Here is an 11,761-nt window from a genome sequence, read left to right on the forward strand (position 1 = left end):
AATTATGCCCCTTTCTTCCGTTCGGTTAAATAAATCATTAATTCCTGGATTGATATACCCTCTACCGTTAATCCGCTCTGCTTCGCTTCCTCGACATTGCCATAAACATACGCCGTCATCATACCAGCGAGTTGTTTTTTATCGATGACTTCTTTCCCTTGGATAAACGCTTCTACTTCTTTTTTCGCACCGGAGACAGAACATGTATTATTTCGCAATGCGTCTGCTTCTTCTTTCAGCACAAGTGAACCTTCACTCAATATTAATACCTCTTCAAACATTAAACTCACTTCATCAATTAAATGGGTGGACAAAATAATCATTCTTTTTTCTGTTTGGTATTCTTCCAGTAACATGTCGTAGAATTTTTTCCTTGATGGGGCATCAAGGCCAATATATGGATCGTCAAAAACCGTAATCGGTGCTTTGCTTGCTATCCCGACAATGATTCCAAGTGCGGACTCCATCCCCTTGGACAGTGTCTTCACCCGTGCATTAATATTTAGGTTATATTCCTTCACCATTTCATCGGCTAATTCCTGATCCCATGTTGGATAGAAATAGGAATAAATTTTAATACATGCTTTACTTTTAGATCCTTTTTAAAATTTTCCCCTTCTTTAATTAGGCAAATCGATTCGGTAAGTCGTCGATTATCAAATGGATTTTCCCCATCTATTAAAATCTCCCCATCACTGGCTAAAATTTGCCCTGACAAAATATTCATAAAGGTTGTCTTCCCTGCTCCATTTCTTCCGAGAAGCCCGTATATTTTCGGTTCATCCAACGTAAAAGAAACATCCTTTAGCGCTACATTATCCCGGTACCTCTTTGTCAGATTCCTCACTTCAATTTTCATCGTCATCCTCCCTTTTCACCATTTCCATCAACTCATCTGTCCCGATTCTAAGTTTCCTTGCTTCTGTTTTTAACGGAAGCATATACTTCTCATAAAATGACTTCTTCCGCTTCTCGATTAAAATCTCCTTTGCATTCTCTGTTACAAACATCCCAACACCCCTTCGTTTAAAAAGAATCCCTTCTGTGACAAGTTCATTAATTCCTTTGCCAGCAGTAGCCGGATTGATCTTATAGTAGCTGGCAAATTCATTCGTGGAAGGTACCCGCTCTCCTGCATTTACTTCACCATTAATGATTGAGTCCTCCATCTGTTCTTTTATTTGAAGGAATATTGGTTTACTTTCATCTAAGCTTTTTTTCATCTCAGGCTCCTTCCTTCATTGGTTAGTTACTTATGTGATTAACCATATAACTATTCGTTTGAATTGTCAATATATTTTATAAAAAAATAAAAAAGCCCCCTAATCGGAAGCTATTTTTACATGATCAGATATTGGCATAGGGCTTTTTACATCATTTATTATACTATGCGGTATCCACTTCTGTGGACAAAATCGAATAATGATAATCATAACGGTTTAAACTACCTTCCCCATCCTTACGCTGCCTTTCTCGTTATATTATCCGCAGGGCCTCTTTTCGGATACACATAATAATCATCTCCATCTGTACTAATGACCAAATCACCAAATGTTGCGGTGGAAAATATTTTTGCATCAACTAAAGTAAGATTCTCAACGACTCTTTCTACAGGATGTCCATAATCATTATGCACACTATATGTGAGAATCGCTGTCTCTGGACTGACTTCACGTAAAAACTCATAGGAAGTGCTTGTATCTGAGCCATGATGGGCAATTTTCATAATTTCCGATTCGACATCATATTTTTCCAGCAATTCCTTTTCCTGTTCCATTTCTGCATCACTCATCAGCAGAAAATCAACGTCATCATAACTCATTTTCAAAACAATGGAAGATTGATTGTTCGTCTTATTTTTTTCATAAGCATTAAGAACTTTCATATTAACATGTGGGTCTATGTTAATATTCTGGTTAGGCTTTGCAATAACTGCCGGGATTTCCTGTTTACGAATTTCCCTTACGTACTTGGCAAATGTCGTCGTTAAATGAATTTTTCCCGTATCAAGTACTTGTTTAACATTAAAAGACCTTAGCACATTCACTAGTCCGCCAATATGATCATAGTCAGGATGTGTTGCAATTAGTAAATCAATGTCTTCTATGTTTTGCTCCTTTAAATAGGAAATAACTTTATCCCCGGCAACTGGTGGCCCTCCATCAATAAGTATAGTTTTATCAGCAGGTGTTTGAATCAGGATGCTGTCCCCTTGTCCAACATCAATAAAATGTACATCCATATCCGGTTTCTGTTGTGCAAATGCCTGCTGTATGGTTATCGTGTTGAAAAATAAAATAACCGCAATAACAATATTGATTTTTTTCATAAGTCCACCCTTTTCACAGTTATGCTTGCTCTTTTAGTTTGGCATTGTACAAGGCAATTTATGAATAGTTTAGCGCGGATTAAGACCAGAAAACTAGCAAATTAGTTCAATAGGTCCAAGTATATGTAATTTAAAGCGCACAAGAACTAACTTAATCTGCTGATATCTACTCCTTTCTGCTCATTCCCGCTCCTTCTGTTCTTATGTAACCTAAAGTGGACTCACACAATGTGTGGGTTGTAATCCACCTACATATAAAAGCCCCACCAACCAAAAGGTCAGTAGGGCTTTCCAAATACAGTTATGCTTTTTTCACAACTATTTCACCATCAGCAACATCAACTTGAACGTTCTCTACATTTTCACCTTCAAGGATCAAGTCGGTTAGCTGATCTTCAATTTTATCTTGAATCACTCTTCGTAAAGGTCTTGCACCAAATCGTGCATCATAGCCAAGTCTTACAAGTTCCCGTTTTGCTTCTTCCGTAATCTTAATATGAATATTGTTTTCTTCAATGGTTTTTTCCAATTCAGCAAGCATTAAATCGACAATTTCTAATAAGTTATCTTCTGCTAATTCATTGAAATTAATAATTGCATCGAATCGGTTCAGGAATTCCGGTTTGAAATAGTCACTTAGCACTTCCAGTGTGTTCACCGATTCGTGTGCCGCTTTATTAAAGCCGACATTTACTTGCTTCTGACCTGTACCTGCATTACTTGTCATAATAAGGACGGTTTCCTTAAAGCTTACCATACGCCCATGTGAATCAGTTAGGTGCCCATCTTCCATAATTTGCAGGAACATATTTTGCACATCTGGATGGGCTTTTTCAATTTCATCCAGCAAAATAATCGAATACGGATTACGGCGAACACGTTCGGTTAATTGACCAGCTTCTTCATGACCTACATATCCTGGGGGGGAACCGATAATTTTAGATACCGAGTGTTTTTCCATATACTCACTCATGTCAAGGCGAATGAGTGAATCACGGCTACCGAACAACTCTTCCGCTAAAGCTTTTGTTAATTCAGTCTTCCCAACCCCAGTTGGCCCAACAAATAAGAAGGAACCAATTGGACGATATTTCGATTTCAAACCAGCACGGCTGCGGCGAATGGCCTTCGCAACTTTTTGAACTGCTTCCTCTTGACCAATTACTTTCTTACCTAAATTTTCGGCAAGTCCTTTCATTTTTTGCTGTTCATCGGATTGCATTTTTGTCACAGGAATGCCTGTTTTTTCTTCAACGATTAATTGAATGTCCGATACATCGACATCAATGACTTTTTCTTTTTCATCTGCTTTATCCAATTGTTTTTGCAGTTGAATTTCCTGGTATCTTAAATTAGCTGCACGCTCGTAGTCCTCTTTTTCCGCTGCTTCCTGTTTTTCCTTGATGACTTCGTCCAAGTGTGCTTTGATTGATTCGGTATCACTTTGTGAATTTTTCAAGTTCAAGCGTGATCCGACTTCATCCATTAAGTCGATGGCTTTATCCGGCAAGAAGCGGTCCTGAATATAGCGGTTCGATAAGTTTACAAACGCTTGGATGGCTTCATCTGAATAACGAACTTCATGGAATTTTTCGTAACGGTCTTTAATTCCATTTAGAATCTGAATAGCGTCTTCCACAGATGGTTCTTTCACAATAATTGGTTGCAAACGACGTTCCAGTGCCGCGTCTTTTTCAATCTTGCGGTATTCTTTTAGTGTGGTTGCACCAATCAATTGCAATTCCCCACGTGCTAATGCTGGTTTTAAGATATTACCCGCATCCATTTGTGAGCTTTCTGCAGTACCAGCACCGACTATTAAGTGAATTTCGTCGACAAATACGATGACATCTTTGCGTGCACGTAATTCCTCGATTAATTTCTTCATACGTTCTTCAAATTGGCCACGGATTCCTGTGTTCGCAACTAATGAAGCAACATCTAATAGATAAATTTCCTTGTTTAGCAGCTTGGTTGGAACATTTCCTTCCACAATCTTAACTGCTAACCCTTCTGCAATAGCTGTTTTACCAACACCTGGTTCCCCAATTAGGACAGGATTATTTTTATTTCTACGATTTAATGTTTCAATCACACGTTTAATTTCCTTATCACGGCCAATAACTGGATCAATTTCTCCTGATCTAGCTGAATCCGTTATGTTTTTCCCTAATTGATCAATCAAACCATTTCTTCTGTTTGATTGTTGTGCTTTCGTTCTCGTATTTGCTTTTGCTTGACCGTTTCCTTGGTAAAAGTTATTAGAAAATTCTTCTGTATTGCCAAATGGGAAACCTGAGAAATAGCCAGACTGATTTAACATTTGACTTTGAATTTCTTGAAAACATTCATTGCATAGGTGCATTTCCATCTTTTGATTGTTCATTTGCATTGCTGCATTGATATTTGCTTCATTTACACCACATTTTTGACATAGCATTTCCCATTCCTCCTTAAGTAATTGTACTTATATATGAACTTTAATAATCAACATTTGACTTTGACTATCTTTGACCTTTAACTTCATTATACTCTGACCTTTTTTGACTTTCAAGTGTTTTGTTTCACTTTTTCATTTGTGAGGAAATACAATTAGATGAGGTATTGGGTTTACTTTCTTTACATAGCACGCCAATAAGAGTTTTTCTAATGTTTATCTATGTAACTATCATTTTATGCAGTTGCTCTTTCTGATGTTCCCCTTTTTCGTAAGTTTTTTGTTATTTATTCCTTACAGTGATGGAAACTTCGAACTAATTTTAAATGATGTTGGAGCATCAACTTACCGCTACGGAAATACACTACGCGCACCTTAGGGCGACCCGTGAGCCTCCTCGAGCTGAAGCGACTTTAGGGGTCTCACTCTGGTCACCGTTCCCGCAGGAGTCTCCGTGTATTTCCTTCGCTAGTTTGTGCTTTTACCTTTCTAACATTAGATTTAGCTAAATAAATTTTAGTATATAGTTAATCACTATTTAAGCTGGTTGATTGGAGCGGAGGGCAGTCGCCTCCTGCGGGAAAAGCAACTAGCTAAATAAATTTTAGTATATAGTTAATCACTATTTAAGCTGGTTGATTGGCGCGGAGGGCAGTCGACTCCTGCGGGAAAAGCAACTGCTGAAGCCCCCGCAGAAAGTGGTTTTCTTCCGAGGAGGCTGAAGCGTTGCCCTAAGGTGCGCGACTGCCCGGAGCGGAAATCAACAGAGCACAATACTTGTTTGCAATTTGAATTCAGCATTTAGCAATTCAAAAAGGCTGACTCAATAAACTCTCCGTTATCAAGTCAGCCCTTTCTTTATTCAATACTCCTCCACAATGTCAAAGACGAATAACTGCGATAGGGTTCCCAGCCTTGACTGAAATCCTCCAGTTCATCCATTGTTGGCTTCCGGTCCATATTTAGATAAGTCTTCACCGCATTTTGAATACCTATATCCGCTTTTGGAAAATGATCCTTTCTTCCTAAACCAAACATGAGCCAGTTTTCGATGGTCCAGCGGCCGATTCCTCGGACATTAATCAATTCCGAAAAAATTTCCTCATCACTTTTTTGCTGTAACTTCTCCAGATTGATCTGTCCTTCTGCAATCATTTTGGATGTATCAATGACATATTCCGCCTTCCGTCCACTAAACTGCAGCTCCCTTAATTCTTCAACCGGTATATTTGCTACTCTTTCAGCGGTTGGATAGAACCATACATCATCCAGTTTTTCACCATAAGCTTCTACAAATCTGGTCGATAAGACATAGGCAAATTTCATATTCAATTGCTGATGAATAATGGTTTTTATTAAGCTGAAATATAGATCAAATTCTCTCACAATCGGTGTTCCAGGATATTGATTAAATAGCTTATCCAAATTGGTTCCCCGGAAATGCTCCATCACCTTCGTTACATCTTCATACCACTGAAATAAATCATATATGTATTGTAAAATCTCTTCTTTTCGTTCAGCATTTTGACTCCTTACGAGAAAGCGGGGCTGTTCGGTTGTTCCTACTGCATGAACATGGATAATGTGACGCTCCTCCCCATACACAAAAGGAATCTTCACCCATCTTTTCTCTATATTTACGGATAAAAGCGGATCAAAGGAAATTCGGTATAATGTGTAATCAAAATCATACAGAGTTTCTAAACTCACCTTTTCTTCCCACACGAGAAACACCTCCCATTTTTATCCATCATACCAAAGCTAAATACAGAAAAGCGAGGCAAAAATGCCCCGCTCCTTTAACCACTTCATCCTATAACTCCAGAAATCCTTCTGGTAATGTATTCTTCAGCAATAAATGGTCCAAACTCTTGAATTCATATCCTTTACTCTTCAAATCCTCGATAATCCTTTCTAACGCCTGTGCATTATCAGAGGAGACGGCATGAAGCAATATAATAGCACCAGGATGCATTTGTTTCATAATTTGATCGTACGCGAAGCGCCAGCCTTTTTGATTGGCAGTATTCCAATCTGTAAAGGTTAGGGACCAGAAAACATGTGTCAGTCCTAATTCATTTGCCCATTGAAGTGTTCTTTCATTAAACATTCCGCGAGGCGGCCGTAAAAATTTAATCTCCTCTTGATCAGAAACTTCAGCGACCGCTTTTTCAAGTGATTCTAGTTCCTTTTTCATCGATTCTTTGCTGACAATCGTAAAGTCAGGATGATGGTAGGAATGATTTCCTATAATATGTCCTTCATCGACCATTCTTTTAACCAGATCTGGCTGACTCGTGACAAAGTGCCCTGTCACAAAAAATGTTGCTGGAACATCCTGTTTTTTAAGTACATCCAGTATGTCGTCTGTATAACCTTCTTCATATCCATTATCAAACGTTAAATAAATGACTTTGTCTCCCGATAAATCGGCATAGTATGCGCCGTATTTCTCGAGTATTTCCTGATATTCACCAATATAAGGTACTTTATGTTCATCATTTTTTTTGAAGCCCCATCCATACCCACTTGCTGCGATTTGAACAGGGTTCATCAGTGCAAGAAAAAGGGTAAGAGAAAGGGTGATCGTTGTGAAAACTCTTTTTTTCATAACAACCCACCTATTATTTTTCTCTTACCTTTCCCGTTTTCTAATCAAATTATTCTAAAGGATAACTGCTGCAATCCAGCCAAATAATAATAGCGGAATATTAAAGTGAACAAATGTTGGTACAACCGTATCCCAAATGTGATTATGTTTTCCATCGGCGTTTAATCCGGACGTTGGCCCAAGTGTACTGTCAGAAGCAGGAGAGCCTGCATCTCCTAGTGCACCAGCCGTACCAATTAATGCAGCGGTTGCCATCGGTGAAAAGCCGGCTGCCAGGCAAATTGGCACATACAATGCTGCTAGAATCGGAACTGTACCAAATGAAGAGCCAATTCCAATCGTAATAAGTAAGCCAACCAATAATAAAACAAGGGCGATTACTGCTTTATTATCCCCTAAAATCCCAGATGATACTTCAACTAATGCAGAAACGGCTCCTGTTTCCTGGAGAACATTGGCAAAACCAGATGCAGATAGCATAACAAACGCAATCGTTCCCATCATTTTTATCCCATCTGTTATAACCTGCTCTCCATTCGAATACGGTACGACGAAAAATAAAAACATTAATGCTAATCCAGTTAAAGCACCTAAAATTAAACTATCTGTTAAGAGTTGAATGACGAATGCTGCGATAATCGCTACAATCGTTAACATATGTTTGGAATTAAATGCTACATCTTTTTCCTCTGTTTCCGGCAAAACGGTTCCTGTTCCACCTGCACCAGCTATCGCATCTCTGTCTTTTCGATACGTTATAAAGATGGCAAACAGTAAACCAAAGACCATTCCCAAACCAGGCACAATCATAGCCATTGCAATATCATCCATTGTAACTGTTAATCCACTCTGCGTCATTCCATTGTAAATGGTCTCGTGAAACATTAAACCAAACCCAGCTGGAATCATAATATACGGTGCTTTCAGTCCAAAGGTTAAGGAAACTGCTACTGCCCGGCGATCCATCCGCATTTTATCAAAAAGCTTTAATAATGGTGGAATTAAAATCGGAATAAATGCGATATGAACTGGAATCAAGTTTTGTGATAGTGATGCAACACCAGCAATTGCAAGTAACAACATCGTTTTCTTTCCAGTTAGTACACGAATCAAATAATTGACTAAAAGCGAAGTGATACCTGTATAACTAATGGCAACTGCAAAAGCTCCTAACAGAATATAGCTTAAAGCCGTACTTGACTGTCCTCCCATTCCGCTTACAAACAAATCTATCGAATCAACTACAGACATTCCTGACATAAGCCCGCCAACAATTGCTGCAGCAATAATTGCTATAATGACGTTTACTCGTAGTAAACTAAGTATTAACATGACGAGTACCGATACAACGACTACCCATTCCATTTCTGTTTCCCCCTCTAATCTTTCTTTTTCTCTTTAATACTTCATCATGATAAAGTATTAAAGAGTTAAAATCAACCCCTTTTTAAAAAGAAAGAATTGTGTGATAAAGGGAATCTTCTATTAGTGGAGGTTTTTTTTCCCCACTGTTAGGTTTATTGGCTGCCCTACCCGACTATAATTCTTGATGGGGCCTCAGATCCGGTTAATCACGTGATAAATTTGATTAGCGCAAAATCAGTGAAGTTGTAACATAGCATAAGGTAATTCAGCTTTCATCTCGATAATTCAGCTTTCATTTCATTAATTCAGCACTCACCTCGGATAATTAGCTTTCATCTTGATAATTCAACATTCATTTCATTAATTCAGCTTTCATCTTGATAATTCAGCTTTCTTTTCATTAATTCAGCTTTCATTTCATTAATTCAGCATTCATCTCGATAATTCAGCATTCATCTCAGTACCAAACAATAAAAAAACCCTGAACATCAGAACAGGGTTATCTTACATTATTTAACTTGAAGAGAGAATGAAACATAGTCTTGAATTGGAATCCATCCACCAATCCCCTGTTTCGTTACATTTTTGACTACAATCGATTTGCTGCTGCCTTTTAGTTCTACATATACTTCACCAAAGGTAACTTGGCCTTTTTCATTGACAGCTGGTGAATATGCAGTTAATGTACCATACTTCTCAACAGGAATATTATAGGAATTGTCTTTCTTTGTATTTTTTCCAATAATTGTATTATACGAAAGTGGTAAGTCGGTTTTTTCTTTTGCAGCTAATAGCATCATTTTTTTCACGTCATCAGGATTTTTAATTTTATTCGTTAGTGCACCTTTTATTTCCTTCTGTTCCTGCTGAATGTAATTCATTTCCTGATTTTGTTCCCCACCTAGATTGTTCAGTTCATTCGTATTTATTTTCTGGTATTCCCAGTTAATATTCGTCTCCAGGGATTCGTAGTTTAGCGGCCAGCGACCAAGGTATACCATCCCACGGTAACCAATGGCAATTGGAGAAGGCTTAAGCGATGTTTCATTCAGCATTTTGATTAAGTCCGGGTTGGTTATTGAAACATCGAGATCACTGATTAATTCCTCCGTTAAATCACTCGGCTCTATTACTTCCTGATCTTCTGTGGAATTTGGATACGTATTTTCTTTCGCTATATCAAGTACATGGCTTGGAATTTCAAATGGGTCTTTTTTCTTATCTTCATCGCTTTTCTCTTCTTCTGCAAATCCAGCTGCAGGAAAGACAAGAGCATAAAGACATACCATTAAAACGGCAAGTATATATCTTTTCATTGTTTCCCATTCCTTTCGTTTTTTCTTAGCTTTTTCTTAACTTTGGAAAATATACACTCCATCGATTAAATTGGGTTCATTCCATTGCTATTTTTACATTTAGACTTTAAATTTATTAATGAAGCCATCTTATTTATGGAGGAACTCATGGTATCATCAAATACGAGATTTTGGATTTTAATATTACTTGTCACCATTTCAGGCTTTTCTCAAGGGATGCTGCTGCCGCTTCTTTCCATCATATTGGAACAAAATGACGTTTCTTCAACCATTAATGGGCTCCACGCTACGGGGATTTACATTGGTGTACTCATTGCTTCCCCGTTTATGGAAAAGCCATTGCAGAAATTTGGATTTAAACCAATGATTTTAGTCGGTGGACTGCTCGTCATCGTTTCCATGGCACTATTCCCATTTTGGCAGGCATTATGGTTTTGGTTTATGTTAAGGGTCACCGTTGGAATTGGTGATCAAATGCTCCATTTCGGTACCCAAACGTGGATTACTACCACGACACCAAAGGAAATTCGCGGTAGGCGTGTTGCCTATTACGGAATGTTTTTTGGTTTAGGTTTCGCTATCGGGCCATTAATGACTAGATTGCTTTCTGTAAGTGAAGCAGCACCCTTCATCGTATCTGCTGTACTTAGCCTGCTTGTTTGGTCCACGATGCTGCTTGTCCGCAATGAACGACCTGGGGAAGACAGCCATACTAGCGTACATACAACGAATTCCATGGGCCGTTTTATGGACACTTTAAAAATAGCTTGGGTAGCACTTCTCCCAGCATTTGGCTATGGATTTCTCGAAGCCGCTTTACATAGCATTTTTCCGATTTATGGGATGCGAATTGGACATGATATTGGAATACTTACCTTGATTATTCCCTGCTTTGCGGCCGGTAGTTTAATTACCCAGCTGCCACTCGGAATACTGAGTGATAAAATCGGCAGAAGAAATACCCTTTTATTTGTATTGTCCGGAGGTATCTTCAGTTTTATGCTTGCAGCGACACTAGAAAATTCTACAGCAGTTCTATTTATTTCCTTTACTTTAGCGGGAATGCTCGTCGGCTCCCTGTACTCGATGGGAATAGCTTTTATGACGGATTTATTACCAAGCTCTCTGCTACCTGCGGGGAATTTGATGATTAGTATTGTGTTTAGTATTGGTAGTATTAGTGGTCCATTTTTAGGTGGAGCGTTTGTAGAAAATTTCCCTAACGTTTCCTTTTTCTATTTGATTGTTGGTGTTCTTCTGTTTATTGTAGTTGCTATCTACTTTAAGCAGGAACCGGATAAGCAGCGTGGTGACGTAGTGAGGGGAGAATGAATTCTTAAGTTTTATTTCTTATAGAGGATGTTCAAAAAGTCCGGTGAATATGACACATCTAAAGGGGACCTTCGACTAAGTACCGACACGTCCTGTGTCGAACGTCGAAGTCACCACATCCTGTGGAAGCTCGTCGGCCCGCTTTTCGTTCACGTATGGTAAGGAACTTCTACCAAAAATCGCCACGTCCTTGAAAAAGAAAAGCACTTTTTCTGCGTGCGATGTATCGCTGACGAAGTGTTCCTTGTCCTGTGGGCAACGTAGAAGTTACACACCACGCTTGGGGCCCGCTACTCAAAGCTTAGCCGCCTCGAACTTTAAGGCGCACAGGACGTGCTAGTGTCGGCGCCCGCAACAAATGTTTTCAGTGG

The 11,761-nt window shown here is 38.8% G+C and carries 10 protein-coding genes; 1 reads left to right on the forward strand and 9 read right to left on the reverse strand.

Features of this window, described 5'->3' with window-relative positions; all coding sequences use genetic code 11:
• Window positions 1-2 precede the first annotated feature (2 nt).
• The 9 genes from GMJ66_RS21100 to GMJ66_RS18010 all read right to left on the reverse strand — a co-directional run bounded on the left by GMJ66_RS21100 (window position 3) and on the right by GMJ66_RS18010 (window position 10,058).
• Entirely contained in the window at window positions 3-524 is a 522-nt protein-coding gene (locus tag GMJ66_RS21100; RefSeq protein WP_331279700.1) for an ATP-binding cassette domain-containing protein, read from the reverse strand.
• A gap of 8 nt (window positions 525-532) precedes the next feature.
• Window positions 533-859: an ATP-binding cassette domain-containing protein gene (locus GMJ66_RS21105; RefSeq protein WP_331279701.1), complete on the reverse strand. Its 327-nt coding sequence runs from the start codon at window positions 857-859 to the stop codon at window positions 533-535.
• Window positions 849-1,223 (reverse strand): GntR family transcriptional regulator, encoded by a 375-nt coding sequence (locus GMJ66_RS17980; protein ID WP_156291700.1) that lies wholly within the window; start codon window positions 1,221-1,223, stop codon window positions 849-851. The genes GMJ66_RS21105 and GMJ66_RS17980 overlap by 11 nt, the downstream gene beginning before the upstream one ends.
• A 236-nt stretch (window positions 1,224-1,459) precedes the next feature.
• Window positions 1,460-2,329 carry a ComEC/Rec2 family competence protein gene (locus GMJ66_RS17985; protein WP_156291701.1) on the reverse strand — a complete coding sequence of 290 codons (870 nt, stop codon included), beginning with the start codon at window positions 2,327-2,329 and terminating at the stop codon, window positions 1,460-1,462.
• 301 nt (window positions 2,330-2,630) lie between these two features.
• Window positions 2,631-4,769, reverse strand: a complete 2,139-nt coding sequence (locus tag GMJ66_RS17990; RefSeq protein WP_156291702.1) for an ATP-dependent Clp protease ATP-binding subunit — start codon at window positions 4,767-4,769, stop codon at window positions 2,631-2,633.
• An 855-nt stretch (window positions 4,770-5,624) separates the two neighbouring features.
• Complete coding sequence (locus GMJ66_RS17995) at window positions 5,625-6,491, reverse strand: DNA-3-methyladenine glycosylase family protein (protein WP_156291703.1); 867 nt, start codon at window positions 6,489-6,491, stop codon at window positions 5,625-5,627.
• 88 nt (window positions 6,492-6,579) lie between these two features.
• The gene (pdaA, locus tag GMJ66_RS18000; protein WP_156291704.1) at window positions 6,580-7,377 is read right to left on the reverse strand and encodes a delta-lactam-biosynthetic de-N-acetylase; all 798 of its coding nucleotides are present in this window, start codon (window positions 7,375-7,377) and stop codon (window positions 6,580-6,582) included.
• A gap of 54 nt (window positions 7,378-7,431) precedes the next feature.
• Entirely contained in the window at window positions 7,432-8,742 is a 1,311-nt protein-coding gene (locus GMJ66_RS18005; RefSeq protein ID WP_156291705.1) for a Na+/H+ antiporter family protein, read from the reverse strand.
• A gap of 509 nt (window positions 8,743-9,251) precedes the next feature.
• A complete protein-coding gene (locus GMJ66_RS18010; RefSeq protein WP_156291706.1) occupies window positions 9,252-10,058 on the reverse strand; it encodes a YfkD famly protein in 807 nt (268 codons plus the stop codon).
• Between the two features lie 147 nt (window positions 10,059-10,205).
• Between GMJ66_RS18010 and GMJ66_RS18015 the strand changes: the two genes are divergently transcribed.
• Entirely contained in the window at window positions 10,206-11,390 is a 1,185-nt protein-coding gene (locus tag GMJ66_RS18015) for an MFS transporter (protein ID WP_156291707.1), read from the forward strand.
• Window positions 11,391-11,761: the final 371 nt, after the last annotated feature.

It is taken from the genome of Oceanobacillus salinisoli, assembly GCF_009733865.1.
Taxonomy (GTDB): Bacteria; Bacillota; Bacilli; order Bacillales; family Amphibacillaceae; genus Oceanobacillus; species Oceanobacillus salinisoli.

Bases quoted from the DNA above. Each gene is read 5' to 3' on its own strand.
- GMJ66_RS18010 (WP_156291706.1), bottom strand. From the start codon at position 10,058: ATGAAAAGATATATACTTGCCGTTTTAATGGTATGTCTTTATGCTCTT.
- GMJ66_RS18015 (WP_156291707.1), top strand. From the start codon at position 10,206: ATGGTATCATCAAATACGAGATTTTGGATTTTAATATTACTTGTCACC.
- GMJ66_RS17980 (WP_156291700.1), bottom strand. From the start codon at position 1,223: ATGAAAAAAAGCTTAGATGAAAGTAAACCAATATTCCTTCAAATAAAA.
- GMJ66_RS17990 (WP_156291702.1), bottom strand. From the start codon at position 4,769: ATGCTATGTCAAAAATGTGGTGTAAATGAAGCAAATATCAATGCAGCA.
- GMJ66_RS17985 (WP_156291701.1), bottom strand. From the start codon at position 2,329: ATGAAAAAAATCAATATTGTTATTGCGGTTATTTTATTTTTCAACACG.
- pdaA (WP_156291704.1), bottom strand. From the start codon at position 7,377: ATGAAAAAAAGAGTTTTCACAACGATCACCCTTTCTCTTACCCTTTTT.
- GMJ66_RS21105 (WP_331279701.1), bottom strand. From the start codon at position 859: ATGAAAATTGAAGTGAGGAATCTGACAAAGAGGTACCGGGATAATGTA.
- GMJ66_RS18005 (WP_156291705.1), bottom strand. From the start codon at position 8,742: ATGGAATGGGTAGTCGTTGTATCGGTACTCGTCATGTTAATACTTAGT.
- GMJ66_RS21100 (WP_331279700.1), bottom strand. From the start codon at position 524: ATGGTGAAGGAATATAACCTAAATATTAATGCACGGGTGAAGACACTG.